The organism is Escherichia sp. E4742 (assembly GCF_005843885.1).
Lineage (GTDB): Bacteria > Pseudomonadota > Gammaproteobacteria > Enterobacterales > Enterobacteriaceae > Escherichia.
The window spans coordinates 1,508,267-1,533,462 of sequence record NZ_CP040443.1 but is presented as its reverse complement, the minus strand read 5'-3'; the positions used below and the strand labels follow the sequence as shown (position 1 = coordinate 1,533,462).

Annotated in this window: 24 protein-coding genes; 7 read left to right on the top strand and 17 right to left on the bottom strand. The window is 48.6% G+C overall.

The window, feature by feature from the left end:
• Positions 1-306: 306 nt before the first annotated feature.
• The 3 genes from FEM44_RS07375 to acrE form a co-directional block, all read right to left on the bottom strand.
• Positions 307-528: a membrane protein gene (locus FEM44_RS07375; protein WP_000825639.1), complete on the bottom strand. Its 222-nt coding sequence runs from the start codon at positions 526-528 to the stop codon at positions 307-309.
• Between the two features lie 251 nt (positions 529-779).
• Positions 780-3,884, bottom strand: a complete 3,105-nt coding sequence (gene acrF / locus FEM44_RS07370) for a multidrug efflux RND transporter permease subunit AcrF (protein ID WP_135523893.1) — start codon at positions 3,882-3,884, stop codon at positions 780-782.
• An 11-nt stretch (positions 3,885-3,895) separates the two neighbouring features.
• Positions 3,896-5,053, bottom strand: a complete 1,158-nt coding sequence (gene acrE / locus FEM44_RS07365; RefSeq protein ID WP_135523894.1) for a multidrug efflux RND transporter periplasmic adaptor subunit AcrE — start codon at positions 5,051-5,053, stop codon at positions 3,896-3,898.
• Positions 5,054-5,448: 395 nt separating this feature from the next.
• On the opposite strand from acrE, the gene envR reads away from it, so the two are divergent.
• The gene (envR, locus tag FEM44_RS07360; protein ID WP_135523895.1) at positions 5,449-6,111 is read left to right on the top strand and encodes an acrEF/envCD operon transcriptional regulator; all 663 of its coding nucleotides are present in this window, start codon (positions 5,449-5,451) and stop codon (positions 6,109-6,111) included.
• 2 nt (positions 6,112-6,113) lie between these two features.
• Here the strand turns inward: envR and FEM44_RS07355 are convergent, their stop codons facing one another.
• From FEM44_RS07355 to FEM44_RS07315, 9 genes are all read right to left on the bottom strand, one after another.
• Positions 6,114-6,293: a DUF2556 family protein gene (locus FEM44_RS07355; protein ID WP_105274657.1), complete on the bottom strand. Its 180-nt coding sequence runs from the start codon at positions 6,291-6,293 to the stop codon at positions 6,114-6,116.
• Positions 6,294-6,376: 83 nt separating this feature from the next.
• Positions 6,377-7,261, bottom strand: a complete 885-nt coding sequence (gene yhdJ, locus FEM44_RS07350; protein WP_135523896.1) for an adenine-specific DNA-methyltransferase — start codon at positions 7,259-7,261, stop codon at positions 6,377-6,379.
• A gap of 84 nt (positions 7,262-7,345) precedes the next feature.
• Positions 7,346-7,642, bottom strand: coding sequence for a DNA-binding transcriptional regulator Fis (gene fis, locus FEM44_RS07345; RefSeq protein ID WP_000462905.1), 297 nt, complete (start codon positions 7,640-7,642; stop codon positions 7,346-7,348).
• A gap of 25 nt (positions 7,643-7,667) precedes the next feature.
• Positions 7,668-8,633: a tRNA dihydrouridine synthase DusB gene (gene dusB, locus FEM44_RS07340; RefSeq protein WP_001219652.1), complete on the bottom strand. Its 966-nt coding sequence runs from the start codon at positions 8,631-8,633 to the stop codon at positions 7,668-7,670.
• A gap of 328 nt (positions 8,634-8,961) precedes the next feature.
• A complete protein-coding gene (gene prmA / locus FEM44_RS07335; protein ID WP_135487169.1) occupies positions 8,962-9,843 on the bottom strand; it encodes a 50S ribosomal protein L11 methyltransferase in 882 nt (293 codons plus the stop codon).
• An 11-nt stretch (positions 9,844-9,854) separates the two neighbouring features.
• Entirely contained in the window at positions 9,855-11,306 is a 1,452-nt protein-coding gene (gene panF / locus FEM44_RS07330; RefSeq protein WP_135523897.1) for a sodium/pantothenate symporter, read from the bottom strand.
• The gene (locus tag FEM44_RS07325; protein WP_000381170.1) at positions 11,296-11,538 is read right to left on the bottom strand and encodes a YhdT family protein; all 243 of its coding nucleotides are present in this window, start codon (positions 11,536-11,538) and stop codon (positions 11,296-11,298) included. The genes panF and FEM44_RS07325 overlap by 11 nt, the downstream gene beginning before the upstream one ends.
• A gap of 92 nt (positions 11,539-11,630) precedes the next feature.
• Complete coding sequence (locus FEM44_RS07320) at positions 11,631-12,566, bottom strand: sugar kinase (protein WP_135523954.1); 936 nt, start codon at positions 12,564-12,566, stop codon at positions 11,631-11,633.
• A gap of 31 nt (positions 12,567-12,597) precedes the next feature.
• A complete protein-coding gene (locus FEM44_RS07315; protein WP_135523898.1) occupies positions 12,598-13,428 on the bottom strand; it encodes a DeoR/GlpR family DNA-binding transcription regulator in 831 nt (276 codons plus the stop codon).
• A gap of 339 nt (positions 13,429-13,767) precedes the next feature.
• Here FEM44_RS07315 and FEM44_RS07310 point away from each other — a divergent pair, with 339 nt between their 5' ends.
• Genes FEM44_RS07310 through FEM44_RS07285 form a run of 6 tightly spaced genes read left to right on the top strand, consistent with a single transcriptional unit; the run spans position 13,768 to position 20,125 of the window.
• Positions 13,768-14,622: a tagatose bisphosphate family class II aldolase gene (locus tag FEM44_RS07310; protein WP_135523899.1), complete on the top strand. Its 855-nt coding sequence runs from the start codon at positions 13,768-13,770 to the stop codon at positions 14,620-14,622.
• Between the two features lie 35 nt (positions 14,623-14,657).
• Positions 14,658-15,548, top strand: a complete 891-nt coding sequence (locus tag FEM44_RS07305; RefSeq protein ID WP_135523900.1) for a substrate-binding domain-containing protein — start codon at positions 14,658-14,660, stop codon at positions 15,546-15,548.
• 60 nt (positions 15,549-15,608) lie between these two features.
• On the top strand, positions 15,609-17,108 hold the full coding sequence (locus FEM44_RS07300) for a sugar ABC transporter ATP-binding protein (RefSeq protein WP_135523901.1): 1,500 nt from the start codon (positions 15,609-15,611) through the stop codon (positions 17,106-17,108).
• Positions 17,109-18,098 (top strand): ABC transporter permease, encoded by a 990-nt coding sequence (locus FEM44_RS07295; RefSeq protein ID WP_135523902.1) that lies wholly within the window; start codon positions 17,109-17,111, stop codon positions 18,096-18,098.
• Positions 18,099-18,119: 21 nt separating this feature from the next.
• A complete protein-coding gene (locus FEM44_RS07290; protein WP_135523903.1) occupies positions 18,120-19,082 on the top strand; it encodes a sugar kinase in 963 nt (320 codons plus the stop codon).
• Complete coding sequence (locus tag FEM44_RS07285) at positions 19,079-20,125, top strand: aldose 1-epimerase family protein (protein WP_135523904.1); 1,047 nt, start codon at positions 19,079-19,081, stop codon at positions 20,123-20,125. The genes FEM44_RS07290 and FEM44_RS07285 overlap by 4 nt, the downstream gene beginning before the upstream one ends.
• An 83-nt stretch (positions 20,126-20,208) precedes the next feature.
• Here FEM44_RS07285 and accC read toward each other — a convergent pair whose 3' ends face one another.
• From accC to acuI, 5 genes are all read right to left on the bottom strand, one after another.
• A complete protein-coding gene (accC, locus tag FEM44_RS07280; protein WP_000884639.1) occupies positions 20,209-21,558 on the bottom strand; it encodes an acetyl-CoA carboxylase biotin carboxylase subunit in 1,350 nt (449 codons plus the stop codon).
• Positions 21,559-21,568: 10 nt separating this feature from the next.
• Positions 21,569-22,039 carry an acetyl-CoA carboxylase biotin carboxyl carrier protein gene (gene accB, locus FEM44_RS07275; RefSeq protein WP_000354618.1) on the bottom strand — a complete coding sequence of 157 codons (471 nt, stop codon included), beginning with the start codon at positions 22,037-22,039 and terminating at the stop codon, positions 21,569-21,571.
• Positions 22,040-22,434: 395 nt separating this feature from the next.
• Positions 22,435-23,034 carry a protein-methionine-sulfoxide reductase heme-binding subunit MsrQ gene (msrQ, locus tag FEM44_RS07270; RefSeq protein WP_135523905.1) on the bottom strand — a complete coding sequence of 200 codons (600 nt, stop codon included), beginning with the start codon at positions 23,032-23,034 and terminating at the stop codon, positions 22,435-22,437.
• Positions 23,035-24,039 (bottom strand): protein-methionine-sulfoxide reductase catalytic subunit MsrP, encoded by a 1,005-nt coding sequence (gene msrP / locus FEM44_RS07265; protein WP_135523906.1) that lies wholly within the window; start codon positions 24,037-24,039, stop codon positions 23,035-23,037.
• A gap of 97 nt (positions 24,040-24,136) precedes the next feature.
• On the bottom strand, positions 24,137-25,111 hold the full coding sequence (acuI, locus tag FEM44_RS07260; protein WP_135523907.1) for an acrylyl-CoA reductase (NADPH): 975 nt from the start codon (positions 25,109-25,111) through the stop codon (positions 24,137-24,139).
• Positions 25,112-25,196 lie beyond the last annotated feature (85 nt).

Sequence of the window (25,196 nt, the reverse complement as noted above, 5' to 3'; positions counted from 1 at the left end):
TCCGCGTCGCAATAAGCTGAGTGTAGACAGGAAATAATAAAAACATCGCCCCGCAATGGTGCGAAAATGAAACATACGCCACATTTTAGCGCAAAATATTTATTCACATTTTACTAAGCAGGATAATGATTGTTAGCGTGAGCATGTGTTTTAAATGAGGGTAAAAACTAATGGATGTGTTATTTCGATGGTTCGAAATAAAATGCTAAATTAAAAGGGAATAAGCTAGCAGAATATAGTTGTATTTTATCTTACTGTGAGATTCTGTACCGTTAAACAGAGCGCGGAACTCCGCGCCCTGTTCAGTTATTTCGACAGAGCGATGATCCCCATCGTCAGGCCAGCAACAGCCGCTGCCCCGCCAGCAATAGCCCCGGCAGTTTCCCAATTATCCTGAGTCGTACCTTTCATACAGGTATTGGTGTGAACCAGACGGCCCTGATCGTCATAAACTGGAACGCAGGGTGAATCGTGAGCGCAGCCCGCCAGCAATGCGGTGAGCAATGCGACAGGAATTAATCTTTTCATGGTGTTACCTCAGTAATAACGCTACCGCTTAATAAGCTAACTTTCTTATTAACGTGCTGAATTCCATTTTATCACCGGGAGTTATAATTCTTGCGAGATGAATAATGACAAATTATGTTAATTGTAAAAATAATGAAGGGAGAAAGAATGAATGCACTCAATTCAAAAGTTAGTGAATCATTAACTCATTAATTTTTATAGTTTTAACTGCAAATTAAAAAGGCGTCCGAAGACGCCTTTTTGTCTTAAATTTACCCTTTAAAGCAACGGCGGATCACCACAAAGAACACAGGGACAAAGAAGATTGCCAGCAATGTTGCGGAAATCATGCCACCCATGACTCCAATCCCTACCGCGTTCTGCGCGCCGCTTCCCGCACCATTACTGATAGCCAGCGGCAATACGCCGAGAATAAAGGCGAGTGATGTCATCAGAATAGGACGAAGACGCATACGTACGGCCATCAGTGTCGCTTCAATGACACCTTTCCCCTCTTTCTCCATCAGGTCTTTGGCGAACTCAACAATCAAAATAGCGTTTTTAGCCGATAAGCCAATTGTCGTTAACAAGCCCACCATAAAATAAACGTCATTTTTCTGATTAAAGAGTGTCGCCGCCAGAAGCACGCCGACAATCCCTAACGGCACGACCAACATAACCGAGACAGGAATTGACCAGCTTTCATAGAGCGCCGCAAGGCACAGGAAAACGACCACGAATGAAATGGCTACCAGAGCAGGGGCCTGGTTGCCTGACAAGCGTTCCTGATACGACATCCCCGTCCAGTCATAACCGATTCCGTTAGGTAGTTGTGAGGCGAGGCTTTCCATTAGCGACATCGCATCGCCGGAACTGGTGCCTGGTGCGGCCTCCCCCTGAATCTCCATAGAAGGTAGACCGTTGTAGCGTTCCAGACGCGGAGAACCATATACCCAATGTGAAGTGGTAAAGGTGGAGAATGGCACCATTTCGCCGTTGGCACTGCGGACATAAAGTTTATCGACATCTTCTGGCAGCATACGGAATTTGGCATCCGCCTGAACATATACTTTTTTCACGCGGCCACGGTCGATGAAGTCGTTGACATACGTCCCGCCTAACGCCGTAGAAATGGTCTGATTAATGTCAGAAAGCGAAACGCCTAATGCCTGTGCTTTTTCCTGGTCAACTTCAAGTTTGAACTGCGCAGTATCTTCCAGTCCATTGGGGCGCACACTGACTAAGCTTTCAGGATGTTGCGCCGCCATGCCAAGCAACTGGTTGCGGGCATGGGTTAAGGCATCGTGACCAAGACCCGCCTGATCGATTAACTCAAAGTCGAAACCTGTTGCCGTACCCAGTTCAACAATGGCTGGCATATTGAATGGAATGACAAAACCGTCGCGGATTTTACTCAGTTCCATTTTGGCACGTTGAATTACCGCTTCCGCGCTATTTTCTTCGCCACTGCGCTCTTCCCACGGTTTAAGGCTGACAAAGGCCATCCCGGCGTTTTGCGCCTGACCGCTGAAGCTAAATCCATTGACTGTAAAGACACTTTCAACGTTCGCCTTCTCGTTCTTCAGATAGTAATCCGTCACTTCATCCAGTACTTTTTGTGTCCGCTCTTGCGTCGCGCCAGCGGGCAGTTGGATCATGGTCAGGAAGACACCCTGATCTTCTTCCGGCAAGAAAGAAGAAGGGAGGCGTAAAAACAGCACTACCATTCCGGCGACAATCAGCGCATAGATCAGTAAATATCGCCCTGTGGAACCGAGGATTTTGCCAACGCTATTGGTGTAGTGATTAACGCTATGATCGAAAGTGGTATTAAACCAGCCGAAGAAACCACCCTTATTTTCGTGATGCTCGGCAGAGACTGGTTTCAGCAATGTTGCACATAACGCGGGGGTGAGAATCAGCGCAACCAGTACTGAAAGCGCCATTGCTGAAACAATAGTGATAGAGAACTGTCGATAAATTGCCCCTGTTGAGCCACCGAAGAATGCCATCGGAATAAATACCGCCGACAGTACCATCGCGATACCTACCAGCGCGCCCTGGATTTGCGACATCGATTTTTCCGTCGCTTCTCTGGGGGGGAGTTTATCCTCCATCATTACGCGCTCGACGTTCTCCACAACGACTATCGCATCATCAACAAGAAGCCCGATGGCAAGTACCATCCCGAACATCGTTAGTGTGTTGATGGAGTAACCAAAAGCGGCGAGTATGGCAAATGTCCCTAACAACACGACAGGTACAGCAATGGTGGGTATCAATGTTGCCCGCATGTTCTGCAAGAACAGATACATCACCAGGAATACCAGGATAATGGCTTCGAACAGCGTTTTCACCACTTCCTGGATAGAAAGCTGGACGAATGGCGTGGTGTCATAAGGGTAAAGAACCTTCATTCCCTGTGGGAAGAACGGCTGCAATTCTGCCAGTTTGGCCTTGATGGCTTTTGCGGTATCAAGTGCGTTAGCTCCCGTTGCCAGTTTAATGCCAAGGCCAGCTGCGGGTTTGCCGTTGATACGGGCGATAACGTTATAGTTTTCACCACCGAGTTCAATCCGTGCGACATCTTTCAGCCGCACTACCGAACCGTCGCTGTTCACGCGCAGGGTGACTTTGCCGAACTCTTTCGGATCTTTTAACCGTGTCTGGGCAATAATCGACGCGTTTAACTGCTGTCCTGGTAATGCCGGCGTGCCGCCTAACTGACCGGCCGCAATCTGGTCGTTCTGTACTTTCAACTGGTTAATGACATCAACCGATGTGAGTTTATATTTGTTCAGCAGATCGGCATCGAGCCAGATACGCATAGCGTACTGAGCACCGAACAGTTGCACGTCGCCAACGCCGTTCAGACGGCTAATGGTATCTTTGACGTTAGAGGCGATGTAGTCGGAAATATCGTCTTGCGTGGTACTTGGGTTATCAGAAACAAAACCAGCCACCATCAAAAAGCTGCTACTTGATTTCTCGACACTTATCCCCTGTTGCTGGACTTCCTGCGGCAGCAACGGTGTGGCAAGTTGAAGTTTGTTTTGTACCTGCACTTGCGCGATGTCTGGATCGGTCCCGGACTGGAAGGTGAGAGTAATTGTCACGCTACCGGCTGAATCGCTGGTGGAGGACATATACATCAGATTATCGATGCCGTTCATATTCTGTTCGATAACCTGTGTCACCGTATCCTGCACGGTTTGCGCATCAGCGCCCGGATAGTTTGCCGACACAGAAACAGCAGGCGGGGCAATGGTTGGATACTGGGCGACGGGCAATTGTAGGATCGCCAGTACGCCCGCCATCATCAGAATAATGGCCAGCACCCATGCAAATATTGGTCGTCGAATAAAAAAGTTTGCCATATCAGATTGCCTTACTTCGACGCAGTATCTGCGGGGGTATCGGTAGTAGCTTTAACCTGCTCTCCCGGGCGTGCTTTTTGCAGGCCGCTGACAATGACCTGATCACCCGCTTTTAGTCCTTCGCTAATCAGCCATTTATCGCCAATGGCCTGGCTGGCGACAACAGGACGCGCCTCAACCTGGCTTTTATCATTAACAATCAGCACGGTAGCGTCACCACGCGGCGTGCGGCTAACTCCCTGTTGCGGGATAAGAATGGCGTCAGGTTGTACACCTTCATCAATCCGTGCGCGCACAAACATACCTGGCAGAAGCGTGTGTTGCGGGTTAGGGAAAACCGCGCGCAGGGTAATGGAGCCGGTGCTTTCATCAACGGTTACATCAGAGAATTGCAGCGTGCCTTTCAGGGGATAGGTTTGACCGTTTTCCATGACCAGCTCTACGTTGCTGGCGGCGTTTTCCTTATGCAAACTACCTTGCTCTACGGACTGCTTCAGTCTCATGAAGTCGTTGCTGGATTGGGTCACATCGACATAGATAGGATCGAGTTGCTGGACAGTCGCCAGTTCGGTCGTTTGCCCGTTAGTGACGAGAGCACCTTCGGTCACCGAAGATTTGCCGATACGCCCGCTAATTGGCGCAGTCACTTTGGTATAAGCGAGATTGATGCGGGCGCTTTCGACCGTGGCTTTTGCGGCTATAACGGTAGCATCGGCCTGACGAGCATCGGCAATCGTCTGATCGTACTCCTGCTGGCTGATGTATTTCGTACCCACAAGCGGAACATAACGTTTTACCGTTAAATGCGCGATGGACGCGGCAGCTTCGCTTTTCGCCAGTTCGCCTTTCGCGCTGTCATAACTTGCCTGATAAGTGGCCGGATCGATCTGGTACAGGGACTGGCCAGCTTGCACATCGCTGCCTTCAGTGAAATTACGATTCAGCACTATCCCGCTAACCTGTGGGCGAACCTCGGCAATACGGAAAGCATTAGTACGGCCTGGTAATTCAGTTTTAACTTCTAACGGGGCCATATTTACAACATGAACGGTAACCTGCGGTTCACCGACGTGAGCTTTCTCTTCTCCCTTATCGTTACAACCCGCAATTAACGCTGCGGAGATCATGATAAAGGAGGGCAGGAGGAAAAACCTGGCATGTTTCGTCATTACTATTCCTCAAAAAACCAAAAGCGCGTTATTAGCCAGAAAAAGGCAACGCGTTAACTCGCAGAAATAAAAATACAGTTCGCTATCCTACAAATTATCGTCCGGCGATGTAAGGAATAGTTATGAATAGTCGCTATTCAAGGCACGCAAACACAAAAATAGATTAATATTCTAATGTTCTCATTTGATGTGAGTTGAAAAGAATGGAAGCATTTTAACGCAAAGTGAAATATACATTTATTAAATAAATATATTATCGACAAACAATAGATTTGACTTATTTGACGATTGATAGCAGATGGGATTTAGCTTCTCGTATAAATAAACATTAGGTGATACATTACTTCTCGTTGTTTCCCTTATGTTGAATATATTTATTCCTTGAATGATTAATCATGGCAAAAAGAACCAAAGCCGAAGCCCTGAAGACCAGGCAAGAACTGATTGAAACCGCCATCGCCCAGTTTGCGCAGTATGGCGTAAGCAAGACGACGCTCAATGACATCGCCGACGCCGCCAACGTCACGCGTGGCGCAATCTACTGGCACTTCGAAAACAAGGCTCAACTGTTTAATGAGATGTGGCTGCAACAGCCTTCATTGCGTGAGTTAATCCAGGAACGTTTAACGGAAGGGTTAGAACATGATCCTTTCCAGCAATTGCGTGAAAAACTGATTGTTGGCTTGCAATATATTGCCGAAATTCCCCGCCAGCAGGCGTTACTGCAAATCTTATATCACAAGTGTGAATTTAGTGATGAAATGCTGGCCGAGGCAGTAATACGTGAAAAGATGGGCTTTAATCCACAGATTCTGCGTGAAGTATTACAAGCATGTCAGCAACAGGGGGATATAGCTAAAAGCCTCGACTTAGACGTCGTAATGATTGTTATTGATGGCGCCTTCAGCGGTATTGTTCAAAACTGGTTAATGAATATAGCGGGTTACGACCTTTATAAACAAGCACCCGCATTAGTCGATAATGTATTAAGAATGTTCATGCCAGATGAAAACATAACGAAATTAATTCATCAAACAAATGAATTAAGTGTCATATAAATTTACATTCTGTCCTGAAAATTCAGTTCGTCACAGTTAACCAGTTTAAGTGGATTAACCGAGTTCATATTGCGGCATTTGTCTGTTTCTGTTGCCAGTAGTTCGATCCACTGCATCAGTAAGGTATCAAACAGAAAAACGGAGACAGCGAAAACGACGAGCCACCAATACTTGCGAATCATTACCTGAGCCTGTGCATGTTTAACCAAGTTTGGCAGGAAATATACACGAAATGAATAATCTGAATACCAGGCTTACACTTCCTTTACTTTGCAATGGGATCGGGGTCAACTTCGCTTAACCGGCTTCGTTTTGACAGGTTGCAGGTCTTTCTTTTTTTCACTTTCGCCAGCTCTTCCATGGAGTAATGTGACGCGACATCCAGTCGGCGTAGCCCCATCTTGATGTACTCGCTGTTAATCTCAATACCAATGAATTTTCGCCCGGTCGAGATGGCGACGGCACCGGTGGTGAAGCTACCAGCAAACGGATCGAGAACGACATCGCCAGGGTTAGAAGAGGCGAGAATAATGCGCTTCAGTAAAGCTTCAGGCTTTTGCGTCGGATGGTTTTCATATTCATCCATCAAATAACGCACGCGCGGAAAATCCCAGACATTACCCGGTACTTTTTGATGATTGTAAGGCTGTGGAGGATTTTTGCGATAATCGATCAACGCGCGCTGCGATCCGGTTTTAGCTTCAACCAGAATAGCATCACCGTTAAACGTGTAGTTCTTTGCATCTTTCACCATCATCAGGATGGGTTCGTACATGGAGCCGTAGTGTTTCTTCGCCTGCACCCCAGAACTGTCATATGACCAGACGATGCGACTTTTGATAGTAAAAAGCTGGCGGCACTGGAGGTCAATAAAAGGCATGTTTTCCGTGCTGTTCATGATGTACATGCTGCCCTGTTTTTTCAGAACGCGGTGGCACTCTGTAATCACTTCAAATAGCCAGTTAATAAACAGATCTTCTTTCCACGCTTCGATCAGGCCATCGAAATTTTTACCGATGTTATAAGGCGGGTCAGCAAAGATTAGATCGACACTTTCTGCGGGTATCTTTTTAAGTTCAGCTAATGCATCACCGTGGATAATGGTCTTTGCATTGTCGCCAAACCTGGTGGGCTCACATCCTGTTCTCATGGTCACTCCCTTTGCGACACCTATAAAAAAGGCGCTTCCCCATGCCGAGTAGCGCCTTTTAATCAAGCAATTAGCTAACCTGAATTAGTTCATGCCGTACTTTTTCAATTTTTTACGCAGCGTACCACGGTTGATGCCCATCATCAGCGCAGCACGGGTCTGGTTACCACGGGTGTATTGCATCACCATGTCCAACAGGGGCTGTTCTACTTCAGCCAGTACCAGCTCATAGAGGTCATTAACATCCTGACCGTTCAGTTGAGCAAAATAGTTCTTCAGTGCCTGTTTAACCGAGTCACGCAGGGGTTTTTGGGTTACCTGATCCTGAGAGTTAACGGTAGAAACGGTCAGTACGTCAGAATTTACGCGTTGTTCGAACATAGTTCTGTCAGCTCTTTATTTCTGTTTACGCAAAATTTTCGAAGTATGCCTCCAACGCCTCCAGCTGTTCGCTGGCATCCTCAATGGCGTTGAATGTGCGCCGAAACTGGTCATTTGGAGCGTGTTCCTGGAGATACCAGGAAACGTGTTTACGTGCAATTCGGTACCCTTTTGCCGGACCATAAAAGTCATGCAGTTCCCGAACGTGCGCGCAAAGCAAGCGCTTAACCTCTGCCAAAGGCAGCGGGGGCAGCAACTCCCCAGTGTCCAGATAATGCTGGATTTCCCGAAAGATCCAGGGTCTTCCCTGAGCTGCGCGGCCTATCATCAGAGCATCCGCCCCTGTATAGTCGAGCACAGCTCTGGCTTTAAGCGGGTCAGTAATGTCGCCATTCGCGATAACCGGAATGGAAACTTTCTGCTTAACTGCCCGAATACTGTCGTATTCAGCTTCTCCATTGAACAAACAGGCGCGTGTACGGCCATGAATGGTCAGAGCCTGAATGCCACAGTCTTCAGCCAGTTGGGCAATCTCTTCGCAGTTACGGTGTTCCGGCGCCCAGCCGGTGCGAATCTTCAGGGTAACAGGAACGTCCACTGCATTGACGACCTCGGTAAGGATCGATTTAACGACATCCGGGTACTGCAAGAGGGCTGAACCTGCAAGCTTGCGATTCACTTTTTTAGCCGGGCAACCCATATTGATATCAATAATCTGGGCACCGCTTTCCACGTTAATACGTGCTGCATCTGCCATTTCTTTCGGATCGCTACCGGCAATTTGCACGGTGCGAATACCGGGTTCATCAATGTGCACCATCCGTAAACGAGATTTGTCGCTTTCCCAAACCTGAGGGTTAGAAGACATCATCTCGGATACTGTCAATCCGGCTCCCATCTCGTAGCACAACGTCCGAAAAGGTCTGTCTGTAATGCCAGCCATGGGCGCTGCGATCAGGCGATTTCTGAGCTGATATTGTCCGATGCGCATGAGTTAAGAAATGACCATACTGTGACTGCAAGGCGGCGTATATTACGCATTTTTTGCACGAGATGAAAGGCCAAACTTTGACCAATCCTCTGAGATGGATCAAAGAATTGCATTTAAAATGAACTCGGCGGAATAATTAATCATAAAAATCATCACATTAGAAATAAGTGATTAAAATTCGCACTCAAAGAAATTTGAGTAAGTTCTCAATTTTTCTTTATGAATGAAAATTTTGGCACGCAAATTTGCCTAAATAATCAGCAAAATTACGTGCCTTTTGTGACGTTGCTCGCACTTCTCTCTACATCACTATGCCGCATTCTGGCGGTTAATTCTTACGACCAGTAATGCGACACCACTCTTCTTTTTCCACGACCGGGTCCAGAACGAAGCTGTCGGCATAGGCTTCACAAACGCTCTCCGCCTGGCTTGCCAGAATCCCGGAAAGGCCCAGCAAACCGCCTGAAACCGGCAGGACGCTGATTAACGGTGCCAGTTCGCGTAACGGGCCTGCGAGGATGTTAGCGACCACCACGTCGGCTTTCATCGCTTCAGGCTGATCTTTGGGTAAGTAGAGTTCCAGACGCTCAGAAACGCCATTACGTTCGGCGTTGTCGCGGCTGGCCTGAATGGCCTGCGGATCGATATCAATACCAATGGCTTTTGCTGCGCCCAGTTTCAGCGCCGCGATTGCCAGAATGCCGGAGCCACAGCCAAAATCGATTACCGTTTTACCGGTTAAATCGAGGCTGTCGAGCCATTGCAGGCACAGAGAGGTAGTTGGATGAGTCCCCGTACCAAACGCCAGGCCCGGGTCTAACATCACGTTGACGGCGTTTTCGTCTGGCACATCACGCCAGCTTGGGCAGATCCACAGACGTTCGCCAAAGCGCATTGGGTGGAAATTGTCCATCCATTCGCGCTCCCAGTCTTTATCTTCCAGTTGTTCGATTTTGTGCGCGAAGCCTGCGCCGAGCAGCGGATGATTCTCCAGAATCGCCACGACTTCATTCATGTCGGTTTCAGCATCGAACAGACCAATCACATCGGTATCGCCCCACAGGCGCGTTTCGCCCGGCAGCGGCTCAAATACTGGCGTATCGTGGGTATCCTGAAAAGTAATAGATACGGCACCTGCTTCCATCAGCGCATCGCTAAGATCTTCAGCGTTCGCGCCGGTGGTGTTCAGTTTCAGTTGGATCCAAGGCATGGCAAAACTCTTTATTTATCAGTAGTCAAAACGGTAGCTTGCGGGACGGCTGTACCGAAACGGTTTCCGACCAGGAAAGCCAGCAAACTTAGTAGTAACGAGGGCACGATAGGGTGGAAGCCCAGGTACTGAATATTCAGCGTCGCGAGTACGGCGTACAGCACGCCGCCAACGATCATCGCACTTAGCGCGCCTTTGGCGTTAGCGCGTTCCCAGTAAAGGCCCAGCACCAGCGGCCACAGGAAAACGGCTTCCAGCCCACCGAAGGCCAGCAAATTCAGCCAGATGATCATTTCTGGCGGCTTCCAGGCGGCAAGTAGCAGCAACGCGCCGAGAATCAACGTAATCACCGCCGACATCCGCTTCAGACGCGTCTCGTTTTGCATTTGATCCGGACGGATATTCAGATAGAGATCTTTAATGATCGTAGCGGAACTTTGCAGTAACTGGGCGTTGATCGTCGACATGATCGCAGCCATCGGTGCTGCAAGGAAGATCCCGGCAGCAAACGGTGGCAGCACTTTTACCATCAACGTCGGGATCACCAGATCCGGTACGGTGAGATCGGGGATCACTGCACGACCTAACGCTCCGGCCAGGTGCATACCGAACATCAGGATTGCGACTACAATCGTCCCGATGATGATCCCCCGATGCACTGCTTTGCTGTCTTTATAAGAGATACAGCGCACCGCAGTATGCGGCAGGCCAATAACGCCAAAGCACACCAGTACCCAGAACGATGTCATAAAGGCAGGTGACAGAATATCGTCAGCGCCTTGTGGCGTAACCAGCTGTGGATCGATGGTTTGCAGCGTCTCTACCGCGTTGCTTAAGCCGCCAGCGGCATGTACCACGCCGACCAGCAGCACAATGGTGCCAACCAGCATCACCAGACCTTGCATGGTGTCGTTCAGCACACTGGCGCGAAAGCCGCCAAAGGCGGTATATAACGCAATACTGATACCGAAAATCAGCAGCCCGGTTTCATAAGGAATACCCGCCGCGGTTTCCAGCAGACGCGCACCGCCGATAAATTGCACGGTCATCGCACCAACGAACGCAACCAGCAAACTCAAACTCGCCAGCCACACCAGAAGACGACTCTGGTAGCGGGCAAACAGCATATCGTTCAGCGTCACCGCATTGTAGCGGCGCGCAAGAATCGCGAACTTCTTGCCGAGTATACCAAGCGAAAGCCAGACTGCAGGAAGCTGAATCATCGCCAGCAATACCCAACCCAGGCCGTATTTATAAGCAGCGCCTGGCCCGCCGATAAACGAACTGGCACTGATATAGGTCGCGGTGAGCGTCATCGCCAGCACAATACCGCCCATGGAACGGCTGCCGAGGAAATACTCATTGAGGAAGGTGCCGGTGCTCCGTTTACGCATCGCATAAACAGAGATACCGAACACCACCACCAGATAGGCGACCAGCGGTAGAATCACTTCAAGCTGCATCGTCATCCTCCAGCGGGATATCGCGATAGATAAATTTCACCATCGCCCAGCACAGTCCAATAAACAGCAGCGGCGTCAGGATGCAGGCCATCTCAAACCAGCGCGGAAAGCCGGTAAAACCGGGGGCAACGCCAGGTAAGTAAGCGGCTACTAACCATACCGCCAGATACAAAAGGGTCAGCCCCAGCGCCCAGCGCGCCTCTTTATGGGCCTGAACAAAACGAGTGTCCACGGAAGGGGTCCTCCTCATGGGGGGATACGAGAAACGGGCAATTCTACGGCAAGTCTTCAGGCAGGGAAAATAATCTGACAGAAAATTGCCGTTCAGTGCTGCTGCAAAAAGTCTTCAATGTCCGCCAGAGAGGATATCCCTTCCATCGGACCTTGCTGCATTACGGCGAGTGCGCCGCTGGCATTTGCATATTGCAGCGCCTTGTGTGCCGGGAAACCGGATAAGAAAAGAGTGATAAAAGTTGCGCCAAAGCAGTCGCCAGCGCCGGTTGGATCGATGATTTCGATATCATGACCTGCAACATGTTGGGCGTGTAATGTCCCGTTTTTTAGCTGGTAATAGCTGGCTCCACGCTGGGCGCGTTTTATTGCCACATGTTTCACGTCGCCGTGGAGAAGATCGCTAACAATCTGTTCTTCTGAAAGATTTTTGTGACGCGCGAAGAAAGGGAGTTCGCTTTCGCTTGGGATAAAAATATCCGTATATTCAATCAAATAATCGAGAGCCTGTGACATTTCAGGAATACTCAGCATCTCTTTACGAATATTAGGATCGAAAGAGACGGTGCCGCCAGCCGATTTGATCGTCGTTATCGCTTTACGCATGACATCGATCATGCGAAATGAGAACAACGATGAGCCCACAATGTGCAGATGGTTACACTGTCTTAGCAGATCATTATCAATGTGCTCGGCAGTAAACAAACCGCAGGCACTATTAGGAATATTAAAGACGAAATCCCGCTGCTGCGGATTTTGATAACTGACAAATGCCGTACCTGTTACGGCATTGTTCATCACGTGGATCCCATCGGTAATGACGCCTTCATGACGCAGGCGTTCAATAATGAGTCGGCCAAAATCATCATTACCAATACATCCAAAGAAGATGGCCCTGCCGGACAGTTTTGCCACCTGAGCAGCAAAAATTGCTGGCGCGCCGCTGGGAAATGGCCCGATAAACTCCCCAGGCTGAGTGAATTTTTGGTGTGGGGTGCGGGACAAAAACTCGGCCAGCAATTCGCCCATAGCGCAGATAGTTATTGTCACAAAACCCCTCTTATGCCTGAAGCCTTTCGCGATTGGACCAGGTAAAGCACTCATTACTGGTATAAAGAATAACGAAATCAGCCGACTGCAATTGTTGCTGATATTGTTCGTTCATGCTGCGGCTGACGATCACATTTTCTGCCTGATGCAAATGTCCGATAGCAGCCGTTGATGGCGCAGGATCGGCGACAACGATAACCGTCTTATTCTGGGCATTATCGAAACAGAGCTGCCAGGCAGCGGCAAGTCTGGGAGCGTTGATATTTAAAGTACCATCAGTATCCAGATGGCTGATTTCCAGAATGCTATGTGTAATGGTGAAATGCTGAAGTGCCTGTTCGAGCGGTTTTCCGGCCAGTGCGGTGTCAGGGCGCAGCATTTCACTGCCAGCCAGAATTATTTCGCCATCAATAAACTGATTTGCCAGCAGCGCATGTTCGGGATCGTTGGTGATCAGACGCAGTTTTTTCACTTCGCTGAGCAAGGGAATGATCTTACGGCAGATTGTTCCATGTCCGAGAAATAGCGTGTCACGATCGCGAATTAGCCGCGCGCAATGTCGTGCTATTTCCATTTGTTGTGCCAGAGACAGCGGCGCGATCGGTTGTATCGCTTCTGGTTCAGAGGAGAGTGGTGTTGCAATAGCACCGCCAAATGATCGCTTTAAATATCCCTGTTGCTCCAGATAACTAAGATCGCCGCGGATCGTCACGCCAGAAACACCAAGTTGAGCAGATAAGTCATCAACTTTGATTTCACCCTGGGCGGCAACAATTTCTGCAATTTTTAATCTGCGTTTCAGTAGGTTAGACGATTTTCTCGGCACGTTAACACTCTTCATTGGCCTTTAATGCGTAACACTATAGCCCCTTGTATTTTTCTTTGAAAGTTACCCATCAATAATATCGACATTTTGAAAATAAGAATGTGGTTCCAAAATCACACCATCAATCATTTAATTCATTGAAAATAATGGAAAAAACTTCATATGAACAACGTTATCATAGTTTTCATTTACAAAGTAAAAAACAAATATGGTTATATTTTGTAAGTTATTTTAGCGATTTTCGACATGCATCACGCTTTTCGCTGCTTTTGCTGTGCTAGTTTGCTTTCAAAATGAAAGTAAAGATTCCCTTTCTTCGTTTTGTAAGAAGAACGCCGAAAAACAGGAGCCGCGATGTACATTATTTCAAGCAAAAGCATGCTGAAAAAAGCCCAGTCAGAAGGATACGCTGTCCCCGCTTTCAATATTCATAACCTTGAAACACTACAGGTTGTTATTGAGAGTGCCGCACAACTTCGCTCTCCCGTTATGCTGGCGGGAACTCCCGGTACTTATCGTTATGGCGGCGTGGGAAGTTTAATTTCGTTAGTACAATCGCTGGCTCGCGAGTACAGCCTGCCGTTAGTCCTGCATCTCGACCACCATGAAGAAAGTGAAGATATTTTTAACAAAGTACGTGCCGGGATACGCTCTGTCATGATTGATGGTTCCCATCTACCGTTTGAAGACAACATCGCGCGAGTGCAAGAAGTTACCGCCTTTTGTCATCGCTTTGATGTTAGCGTCGAGGCCGAGCTGGGGCGCCTTGGCGGCCAGGAGGACGATCTGCTGGTGGATGAAAAAGATTCAGCGTATACCTCACCAACCGCAGCGGCAGAGTTTGTCCAACGCACACAAATTGACTCCCTTGCGGTAGCAATAGGAACAGCACACGGTTTATATGCGCACGAACCACGCCTGGATTTTGCGCGGCTGGAACAGATTCGTCAGTTAGTGGATGTTCCGCTGGTGTTGCATGGTGCTTCGGGCTTATCGGAACAGGACGTTCAGCACTGTATTCGCCGCGGTATTTGTAAAGTGAATGTCGCGACGGAACTGAAAATTGCTTTTGCCGATGCGTTAAAAGGATATTTCTACAATAATCCTGCGGCAAATGACCCTCGCCATTATATGCAACCCGCAAAAGCCGCCATGAAGGAAGTGGTAACTCGTATTATCGGTGTCTGTGGCAGTGAAGGAAAAATTTAATACGTTGTACCCTACAAAAATAATGAGGACTATTTATGAAAAATATTAAATTACTTGGTTCGGCTATGTTGGTGAGTCTGGCGTTGTTCTCGCAAAGTTCATTGGCAAAAGAGTATAAAATTGGTGCGTCATTATTAACACAGCAACATCCTTTTTATATTGATCTGGCAAATGCAATGAAAGACGAGGCGAAGAAAGACAATGTCATTTTAAGTGTCTCTATTGCCAATCAGGATTTAAATAAACAACTTTCAGATGTTGAAGATTTTATTACTAAAAAAGTAGATGCCATTATTATCTCTCCGGTCGATTCGAAAGGTGTCCAGGCAGCGATAATTAAAGCCGACAAAGCCGGTATTCCTGTTATCACTGTTGATGTTGCTGCGGAAGGTGTTCCGGTGGTATCGCATGTTGCGACCGATAACTACGCGGGAGGTGTTGAAGCGGGCAAGTTAATGGGCAAACTTTTGCATGGTAAAGGCACGGTAGCCATTATTTCTTATCCGGCACTGCAATCGGTGGTTGCGCGCGTCGATGGCTTTAAAAAAGGATTAAGCGATACTCCGGATATTAAAATTGTTGCTGAACAACCGGGGATTACGCGTGCTGAAGCGTTAACGACGGCACAAAATATTATGCAGGCAAACGCCAATCTGAATGGTTTGTTTGGCTTTGGTGATGATGCCGCACTGGCGGCGGTTATCGCAGCGAAATCTGCGCATAACGACAACATCAAAATCATTGGTTTTGACGGCATGAAAGAAGCGCGAGATGCCGTAGACAGTGAAAAAACCTTTGCCGCAGTGATTCGGCAATATCCCGATCAAATGGGAGCGAAAGCTATTGATGCCGCCGTTGATCATCTCAATGGCAAACCGGTAGAAAAAATGATCCCGGTACAACCCGGCGTCTATACGGGTAAATAATAAATATCTTCATCTCACAACAAAACGTCAGCAACGTTTTGTTGTGACACCGAGGTCATTATGACGGATGTTATTCTTGATGTTTCGCATATTGCGAAGACATTTGGTCATGTTCAGGCATTAAAAGATATTACACTCTCTTTACGTAAAGGGCGGGTGCATACTTTATTAGGCGAGAATGGCGCGGGTAAGTCGACATTAATGAAAATACTCGCTGGAGTTTATCCGCCAACTCAGGGAACGATAAAACTACGTGGTGAAACCATCACCATTAATAATCCACAACATTCACGCCAGTTAGGGATTGCTATTATTTTTCAGGAATTAAGCCTGAGCAACAATATGACAGTGGCGGAAAACATTTATGCCAATAATGAACCGCGCCGTTTTGGCATAATTAACGATAAAAAAATGCTCGCAGATTGCCAGAGTCTGCTCGCAGAGCTGGGCATCCCACTGGACCCGCTGGAAATGGTCGGCAATATGTCGATGGCGCATCGTCAACTGGTAGAAATCGCTAAAGCCTTAAGCTACGCAGCGGATGTAGTAATTATGGATGAGCCGACATCATCGCTCAGTGATAATGAAGCGGAGATTTTGTTTAATATTATTGAAAAGTTAAAACAGCGAGGATGTGCGGTTATTTATATCTCTCACCGCATGGATGAAATTATGCGGATTTCGGATGATATTTCGGTGATCCGCGACGGTGAGTATATCGCTACGCATGAAAAGATACACAGTGATATCCAGCATCTGATTGCCCAGATGGTTGGTCGGGAAATGAAAAATATTTGGCCAGCACGTCTTGGGGAAAAGCCGGATGAAAATGTTCCTGCAAAACTGGAAGTCAAAAATCTTTCCCATCCTTCGCTCTTTGAGGCGATAAATTTTGCCGTGCGTCCGGGAGAAGTCCTGGGATTTTTTGGCCTGGTGGGGGCCGGGCGTTCCGATGTGATGAAGGCGCTATTTGGCCTCGTTTCGTATCACGGAACTGTGTTGATTGATGGTAAGGAAGTCAGGGTCGCTAATCCCAAACAGGCCATTGATCATGGCATTGCTTTTGTGACCGAAAACCGCAAGGAAGAAGGGCTGGTACTGATGCACGACGTCAATATGAACACGCACCATGTAGCGTTTCAATATAACGCTTCGCGGATGGGACTCATTAATCACCGGCAAGAAGAGGCGAAGACGCTGCAATCCATTGCCAGAATGAACACTAAAGTGAGTTCTGTACATCAGGCCGTGGGAGCGCTGAGCGGCGGTAATCAACAGAAAATCGTGTTATCGAAGTGGCTGGAGAAAACTCCGCGAATTTTATTGCTCGATGAGCCAACGCGCGGAGTGGATGTCGGCGCAAAATTTGAAATCTATAACGTGATACGTCAACTGGCTGCGGCAGGGACAGCAATTATTCTGGTGTCCTCTGAACTGCCAGAGGTCATGGCCCTTAGCGATCGTCTGGTTGTAATGCGTAATAAAACGATTGCCGATATTTATTCATGTGAAAATTTAACGCAGACACAGGTAATGACCGCTGCAACAGGAGTACGTTAAATGACAGAGAAAACTCTCGCCAGTCCGAAACGTTCGGAAATTCCCGTCGCAAATAATTTTAAAAAAGTCTTCAGGCAATATGGCGGTATCCTCAGTGGAATGGTGGTGTTAATCATTCTATTCAGTTTTATTAATGACAGTTTTTTTACCGCTAATAACATTACCAATATTATTCTTCAGGTTTCGATAATCGCCATTACCGCCTATGGCATGACGTATGTCCTTTTGCTTGGCGATATCGATTTATCGGTCGGTTCAACCATTGCATTAATTGGTACATTTGCCGCACTTGGTGCTTCATGGGGCATCCCATTTATTTTATTAGTTCCATTATCTATTATTGCGGCGCTGGTCCTCGGAATGATTAACGGCGGGCTGACGGCTATAGCGGGAATTCCGTCGTTTATTGTCACCGTTGCCACAATGGGGATATTCCGCGGCATCGCTTATATAGTGACTGACGGTATGCCTATCATGATTAAAGATGATGCCTTTCTGGCGCTGGGGAACGGAGAATTTCTCTATATACCTATACCCATCTGGATATTAATAATCTTATTGCTGATTAACCACTTTATTCTTACTAAAACAACCTTTGGACGAAAAATTTATATCACGGGTGGTAATAAAGAAGCGGCAATTTATTCAGGTATTAATGTTACCCGGTTGAAAATTAAAGTATTTATGATTACTGCTATGCTGGCAGGTATCAGCGGGATGATCCTCGCCTCACGCCTCTATTCCGGGCAACCGAATGCCGCGTTGAGCTACGAACTGGATGCTATTGCAGCAGCTGTACTGGGAGGTACCAGCCTGAACGGCGGCTATGGAACGGTGGTGGGGACGGTGATCGGCGCATTAACCATCGGCGTTATTAATAATGGCATGAACTTAATGAACGTTCCCTATTTCTATCAGATGGTGGTTAAAGGATTAGTCATTCTTGTAGCCGTTTATTTTGACGTAAGAAATAAAAGAAAACGCAGCTAATCATTTCAAGGAATTAATCATATGAGTAAGGTCTTCACAATTGGAGAAATTCTGGTTGAAATTATGGCGAGTAAAATTGGCCAGCCATTTGATCAGCCAGGCATCTGGAACGGCCCTTATCCCAGTGGTGCGCCCGCTATTTTTATCGACCAGGTGACACGTCTTGGCGTTCCGTGTGGAATTATTAGTTGCGTGGGGAATGATGGCTTTGGTGATATTAATATACATCGTCTGGCTGCTGACGGTGTGGATATCAGGGGAATATCAGTCTTACCCCTGGAAGCTACTGGTAGTGCTTTTGTAACTTATCATAACTCTGGCGATCGCGATTTCATTTTTAATATTAAGAATGCCGCTTGCGGTAAGTTATCGGCGCAGCATGTTGATGAAAATATTCTGAAGGATTGTACCCATTTTCATATTATGGGTTCATCTCTATTTTCATTCCATATGGTAGACGCAGTAAAGAAAGCGGTAACCATCGTAAAGGAGAATGGCGGCGTTATTTCTTTTGACCCTAATATTCGTAAAGAGATGCTCGATATTCCAGAAATGCGCGACGCATTACACTTTGTTCTTGAACTAACGGATATCTATATGCCCAGCGAGGGCGAAGTGTTGCTCCTGTCGCCGCATTCGACACCGGATCGTGCAATTGCTGGCTTCCTCGAAGATGGTGTTAAAGAGGTGATAGTGAAACGCGGCAATCAAGGCGCCAGTTACTACTCCGCGAATGAGCAGTTCCATATTGAGAGCTACCCGGTGGAAGAAGTTGACCCGACTGGTGCGGGAGATTGCTTTGGTGGCGCGTGGATTGCCTGCCGCCAGCTAGGGTTTGACGCCCATCGAGCGCTGCAATATGCCAATGCCTGCGGTGCGCTGGCGGTAACCAGACGTGGCCCAATGGAGGGAACGTCTCGCCTTGCGGAAATCGAAACGTTCATCCAGCGCCATGACATGTCCATTCGGGAAGCAGCACAATGAAAAACGAAATTTGGCCGTGGATTGGCGATCTCTCGCAGGTTGCCGGAATTAAACACTATGAGTTACGTAGTGGCAGAGCAAAGGGTACAGAAGCGTTTGATGTCCGTACTGGTGCGGGACTGGCATTTACGGTGGTAAAAGATCGCGCGCTGGATATTGCATGGGCCAGCTACAAGGACACTGCGCTCTCTTTTATCACCTCCAACGGCGTTGTCGCCCCCGCTTTTTTTGAGTCTCAGGGCAACGGTTTTTTACGTAGCTTTTACGCGGGGTTACTGACTACCTGCGGACTTAGCTACATTGGCACGCCCTGTGAGGATGAAGGAGAAACGCTGGGGTTACACGGGCGTTTGGCTGCGACTCCAGCAGAAGAGGTGGGCTATCGCACAGAACGAACCGACAACGGCATTGAATTTGTCATCAATGGCAAAGTACGGGAAACACGGCTGTTCGGTGAAAATCTGACACTGGAAAGGACCATTCGCTGCCGCTATGGCGAAAATGTGCTGTGCATTGAAGACAAGGTGACTAATCATGGTTTCACCCGCCAGCCGCTGCAAATTCTTTATCACTTTAATTACGGTTGGCCTTTATTATCGCCACAGGCAGAAATCTTGCTGTCGGCTAAAAGCGTAACGCCACGAACTCCGCGTGCGGCGGAAGGATTAGCCAAACATCTGGAGATTTGTACCCCACAGACCGGTTTTGACGAGCAGGTTTATTATCTCACGTTGAATAGCGATGGTGACGGAATGAGTAAGGTGGCGCTGGTGAACGCCGAACTGGGATGGGGAATTTACGAGAAATTTGATACCCGCCAGCTACCGAACTTTATTCAGTGGAAAAATTTAGGCGCGGGTGAATACGTTATGGGACTTGAGATCAGTAATAGTTTTCCTGACGGGCGTGATGAAGAACGAGCGCAGGGACGTCTGCCATTTATACAGCCTGGTGAAACGAAGACATACTGTTTTGAGCTGGGAATTGTTGAAGGCGATACGGCAATTAGTGCGTTGAAAGCGGAAATTGCAGGCTACCGTTAGGGTAATAAAAACGCCGGGCTGTGTTAACAGGCCCGGCGTTAAGGCATCATTGCTATGCGCGGTGAAAACACCGCGCGTCACAATTATTTTTCCTGAAGACCGAGTTTTTTCTCCAGATAGTGGATGTTAGTACCACCATGCTGGAAGTTTTCGTCGTTCATGATGCGGATCTGCAGATCAACGTTGGTTTTGATACCGTCGATGATCAGCTCCTGCAGCGCATTCTTCATGCGAGCAATCGCCACGTCACGGTTTTCACCGTAGCAAATCAGCTTACCGATCATTGAGTCATAGTACGGCGGCACGGTGTAGCCCGCGTAGATATGAGACTCCCAACGTACGCCAAAACCGCCTGGCGCGTGGAAACGGGTGATTTTGCCCGGGCTTGGCAAGAAGGTATTCGGATCTTCGGCGTTGATACGGCACTCTACCGCATGACCGCGAACGTGAACTTCTTCTTGCTTGATCGACAGCGGCTGACCGGCAGCGATACGCAGCTGTTCTTTGATCAGGTCAACGCCAGTGATCATTTCGGTAACCGGGTGTTCTACCTGAATACGGGTGTTCATTTCGATGAAATAGAACTCGCCGTTTTCGAACAGGAACTCGAATGTACCTGCACCGCGATAGCCGATATCAACACACGCTTTAGCGCAACGTTCGCCGATGTAGCGACGCAGTTCCGGGGTGATGCCCGGTGCTGGCGCTTCTTCGACCACTTTCTGATGGCGGCGCTGCATGGAGCAGTCACGTTCCGCCAGATAGATAGCGTTGCCCTGACCGTCAGCCAGCACCTGAATCTCGACGTGGCGAGGATTTTCCAGGTATTTCTCCATGTAAACCATATCGTTGCTGAAAGCTGCTTTCGCTTCCGCACGGGTCATGGAGATAGATTGTGCCAGTTCAGCATCGCCGCGTACTACGCGCATACCGCGACCGCCGCCGCCGCCGGAGGCTTTGATAATTACCGGATAACCAATGCGTTTAGCAATGGCGCGGTTTTTATCCATATCATCGCCCAGCGGGCCGTCAGAACCTGGTACGCAAGGAACGCCAGCTTTTTTCATCGCGGCGATTGCGGATACTTTGTCGCCCATCAGGCGAATGGTTTCTGCTTTCGGGCCGATGAAGATAAAGCCGGAGCGTTCAACCTGCTCGGCAAAATTGGCGTTCTCGGAGAGGAAGCCGTAACCCGGATGGATTGCTACTGCGCCGGTGATTTCAGCGGCGCTGATGATTGCCGGGATGTTCAGATAACTTTTTACTGACGGAGCAGGGCCGATACAGACCGTTTCATCTGCCAGTAATACGTGTTTTAGATCGCGATCCGCGCTGGAGTGCACAGCGACAGTCTTGATGCCCAGTTCTTTACAGGCACGAAGAATACGCAATGCAATCTCGCCGCGGTTGGCAATAACAATTTTATCCAGCATGTTCGCCTCGTTACTCGATGACGACCAGCGGCTCGTCAAATTCTACCGGTTGTCCACTTTCGACCAGAATTGCTTTCACAGTACCGGATTTGTCTGCTTCGATCTGGTTCATCATTTTCATGGCTTCAACGATGCACAGGGTATCGCCCACGTTCACTTTCTGACCCACTTCGATGAACGCTTTCGCGTCCGGGCTTGGGGTGCGATAGAAAGTACCAACCATTGGGGAACGTACGATGTGACCACTGATTTCCGCTGCTGCTGGCGCTTCCATGGAAGGAACGGTCGCCGGAGCGGCTGCGTTAGATTGAGCTGGCTGCTGCATCATTGGTGCAGCGTAAGCTTGTTGCATCATCGGGAAACTTGCGGCAGGTGCTGCACGGCTGATGCGTACTGACTCTTCGCCTTCAGAAATTTCCAGTTCAGAGATGCCTGATTCTTCAACCAGCTCGATCAGTTTTTTAATCTTACGAATATCCATGAGTGGGTTCCGTACTCTTTGTTTAGTGTGATTGTGACAGGCGTTTCACCGCCGTCTGTAAAGCGTATGCCCCGACAGCTGTATGCATAGCGGTAAATTCCAGCGGGCCGGGACGCCGGTCTATTTTGCCCCAGAGTGTCAATGTGAGACTTGACGGACATTGTGCAGCGATCTGCTGCTATCCTCCGGCAAAAAACAAAATATACCTTCGTTGCGCCATTGTCACCTTTTCAGCAGCTTAAAAGCTGCCTCAGGGAGAACGAGGTCGCACATTATAACGATTTCGTAGCAAATGGCAGCTAAATACTGGTCTTATCAGGGAAGATAATCAACCGCTAACATGTAAATAACTTTCAACGTCGCGTAATTTGCAATAAGCCGCACAGTTCACGAAATTAGCGCCACCATTGACGGAACTTCTTATAACGTAAGGCTAAAAGCAGTAATGCCAGCCCGGCGTAGATGATCGGCGGCGGTGAGATAACCTTCACTGACCACAGATAATGTATGGGGGCCAGGATCGCGACAAGATAGACGAAGTTATGCAACTGTTGCCAGTGTTTGCCTAGTTTTCGCTGCATCGCTTGTGTAGACGTGAATGCTAAAGCAAGCAAAATCAACCAACTGATAATACCCAGGGTTAAATAAGGTCGGGTGATTAATTCCTGACCGAATAACGCCAGGTTGTTCACGCCAAGTTCCAGCAATGCATAACTGGTTAAGTGCAGCGTCGCCCAGGCGAAACACCATAAACCTAACAGGCGGCGGGTGCGTATCAATAATGGCTGCTTAGCGTAGCGCGCCAGCGGGGTAATTAACAACGTCGCCAATAAAAATTTCAACGCAGTCCGACCGGTAAAATGCTGAATATCTTTCACCGGGTCGGCACTTAGCCCGCCATGATTGATTGCCCAAACCAGCCAGACAAACGGCAAAAATCCGGCAAGATGCAGGCAAAATTTCAGCCAGGTAACCTGTTTTGCAGTCAAACGCACTTAGAAGTTCTCCCGTAGATCCAGCCCGCGATAAAGTGACGCGACTTCATCGGCGTAGCCGTTAAATAGTAGTGTCGGTTGGCGTTGCACATCCAGGATGCCACCTGAACCGATAAATCGCTCAGTGGCCTGCGACCAGCGAGGGTGATCAACATGCGGATTAACGTTGGCGTAAAAGCCGTATTCGTTGGGGGCCGAAAGATTCCAGGTGGTTGGTGGGCGTTCTCGGGTCAGCTTAATGCTCACTATCGACTTGATGCCTTTAAAGCCATATTTCCATGGCACAATCAGGCGTATCGGCGCGCCATTTTGCGGCGGTAGCGCCTTGCCGTAGACGCCGACGGTCATCAGCGTGAGCGGATGCATTGCTTCGTCGAGACGTAATCCTTCTACATAGGGATATTTCAGACCGCCGCCGATAAACCTGTCCTGCTGGCCGGGCATTTGTTCCGGTGCATAAATTGTTTCGAAAGCGACGTACTTCGCGTTGCTGGTCGGCTCTGCCAGCGCCAGCAGTTTATGTAGCGGAAAACCAATCCACGGCACCACCATCGACCACGCTTCCACGCAGCGCATCCGGTAAATCCGCTCTTCTAACGGGAATCGACGGGTTAGCGCATCGTGGTCGAGGGTTAACGGTTTACTGACTTCACCACTGATTTTCAACGTCCACGGATCGGTTTTCAGGCTGCCAGCATTCGCTGCGGGATCGGCTTTATCCAGCCCAAATTCATAGAAATTGTTGTAGCCGGAAACTTTATCTTCCGGTGTCAGTGGCAGGTTATTTTGCCTGGCAGCAGGCTTGCTGAACTCCAGGGGTTTTCCGGCAGGCGCGGGCGGGCGATCGTTCCCTTTGAACCAGCCAAGCAAATCCGCGTGGACGGCATTTGGTAAAGAGAGGGCGGCGGCGCTGATGCCTAATGCTTTCAAAACTTGCCGACGTTGCATAAAAAAAGCCGATTCGGCAGTGACATCGGCTTCTGTAAGTTGACGAATTTTTTTCATAACAGACTCCCGGTATGCTCATGATTACTATGGCAGGGAGAATGTCAAAGTGCTGCTAAAATTCGTTAACGATATGTAAATTATTTTATACTAACGCTTAGTTAATTTTTACCAGCGTACGACCCTGGATCTGATTGTTAATAATGGCCTCGGCAAATTTAGGTGCATCAGCCAGTGAAATCTCTTTTGCCGCCTGGGAATAGAATGATTCCGGTAAATCGGCAACCAGACGCTGCCAGGCCTGCGCACGGCGTGCTGGTGGCGTCATCACAGAATCCACCCCTTGCAAACGGACATTACGCAGAATAAATGGCATGACCGTGGTTGGCAGAGTAAAACCACCCGCCAGACCACAGGCCGCCACGCATCCGCCGTAATTCATTTGCGCCAGCACTTTCGCCAGCACTTTGTCGCCGACGGTGTCAATCGCCCCAGCCCAGACTTGTTTTTCCAGTGGACGGGATTCAGCAAATTCATCACGCGGCAGAATTCGGCTGGCACCTAAACTTTTCAGATATTCATGGGTACTTTCGCGACCGGAAACAGCAACCACCTGATAACCTAACTTATGCAACAGCGCCACGGCAGTGCTACCAACGCCGCCGCTGGCGCCCGTTACCACAATCTCGCCATCTTGTGGACGAATACCGGCATCTTCCAGGGCCAGCACGCACAGCATGGCAGTAAACCCAGCAGTACCAATAATCATCGCTTTACGCGCGTCCAGACCTTGCGGCATGGCAACCAACCAGTCACCTTTCACACGCGCTTGTTCTGCCAGTCCGCCCCAATGATTTTCACCAACTCCCCAGCCCGTGAGTAACACTTCTTGACCAGTATGAAAACGAGGATCTTCACTGGCGCGTACGGTTCCGGCGAAGTCGATACCAGGAATCATCGGAAAATTGCGGATTATTTTTCCTTTACCGGTTATTGCCAGCGCATCTTTATAATTCAGGCTCGACCAGTGGACATCGACCGTCACATCGCCTTCCGGCAGGCGACTTGCGTCCAGAGTCTGTACAGATGCGAGGGTTTTGCCGTCCTGCTGTTCTAAAAGTAACGCCTGCATAAGAAGTCCTCATGTGCATGATGGATTGGAAAATAATTTCTGAAGACTATACTCGCTAATTGAAAAGCAAAGTCGATGAAGCGCA

Excerpts from the sequence above, each read along its gene's own strand:
- FEM44_RS07375 (WP_000825639.1), bottom strand. The coding sequence starts at position 528 with ATGAAAAGATTAATTCCTGTCGCATTGCTCACCGCATTGCTGGCGGGC.
- acrF (WP_135523893.1), bottom strand. The coding sequence starts at position 3,884 with ATGGCAAACTTTTTTATTCGACGACCAATATTTGCATGGGTGCTGGCC.
- acrE (WP_135523894.1), bottom strand. The coding sequence starts at position 5,053 with ATGACGAAACATGCCAGGTTTTTCCTCCTGCCCTCCTTTATCATGATC.
- envR (WP_135523895.1), top strand. The coding sequence starts at position 5,449 with ATGGCAAAAAGAACCAAAGCCGAAGCCCTGAAGACCAGGCAAGAACTG.
- FEM44_RS07355 (WP_105274657.1), bottom strand. The coding sequence starts at position 6,293 with ATGATTCGCAAGTATTGGTGGCTCGTCGTTTTCGCTGTCTCCGTTTTT.
- yhdJ (WP_135523896.1), bottom strand. The coding sequence starts at position 7,261 with ATGAGAACAGGATGTGAGCCCACCAGGTTTGGCGACAATGCAAAGACC.
- fis (WP_000462905.1), bottom strand. The coding sequence starts at position 7,642 with ATGTTCGAACAACGCGTAAATTCTGACGTACTGACCGTTTCTACCGTT.
- dusB (WP_001219652.1), bottom strand. The coding sequence starts at position 8,633 with ATGCGCATCGGACAATATCAGCTCAGAAATCGCCTGATCGCAGCGCCC.
- prmA (WP_135487169.1), bottom strand. The coding sequence starts at position 9,843 with ATGCCTTGGATCCAACTGAAACTGAACACCACCGGCGCGAACGCTGAA.
- panF (WP_135523897.1), bottom strand. The coding sequence starts at position 11,306 with ATGCAGCTTGAAGTGATTCTACCGCTGGTCGCCTATCTGGTGGTGGTG.
- FEM44_RS07320 (WP_135523954.1), bottom strand. The coding sequence starts at position 12,566 with ATGGGCGAATTGCTGGCCGAGTTTTTGTCCCGCACCCCACACCAAAAA.
- FEM44_RS07315 (WP_135523898.1), bottom strand. The coding sequence starts at position 13,428 with ATGAAGAGTGTTAACGTGCCGAGAAAATCGTCTAACCTACTGAAACGC.
- FEM44_RS07310 (WP_135523899.1), top strand. The coding sequence starts at position 13,768 with ATGTACATTATTTCAAGCAAAAGCATGCTGAAAAAAGCCCAGTCAGAA.
- FEM44_RS07305 (WP_135523900.1), top strand. The coding sequence starts at position 14,658 with ATGAAAAATATTAAATTACTTGGTTCGGCTATGTTGGTGAGTCTGGCG.
- FEM44_RS07300 (WP_135523901.1), top strand. The coding sequence starts at position 15,609 with ATGACGGATGTTATTCTTGATGTTTCGCATATTGCGAAGACATTTGGT.
- FEM44_RS07295 (WP_135523902.1), top strand. The coding sequence starts at position 17,109 with ATGACAGAGAAAACTCTCGCCAGTCCGAAACGTTCGGAAATTCCCGTC.
- FEM44_RS07290 (WP_135523903.1), top strand. The coding sequence starts at position 18,120 with ATGAGTAAGGTCTTCACAATTGGAGAAATTCTGGTTGAAATTATGGCG.
- FEM44_RS07285 (WP_135523904.1), top strand. The coding sequence starts at position 19,079 with ATGAAAAACGAAATTTGGCCGTGGATTGGCGATCTCTCGCAGGTTGCC.
- accC (WP_000884639.1), bottom strand. The coding sequence starts at position 21,558 with ATGCTGGATAAAATTGTTATTGCCAACCGCGGCGAGATTGCATTGCGT.
- accB (WP_000354618.1), bottom strand. The coding sequence starts at position 22,039 with ATGGATATTCGTAAGATTAAAAAACTGATCGAGCTGGTTGAAGAATCA.
- msrP (WP_135523906.1), bottom strand. The coding sequence starts at position 24,039 with ATGAAAAAAATTCGTCAACTTACAGAAGCCGATGTCACTGCCGAATCG.
- acuI (WP_135523907.1), bottom strand. The coding sequence starts at position 25,111 with ATGCAGGCGTTACTTTTAGAACAGCAGGACGGCAAAACCCTCGCATCT.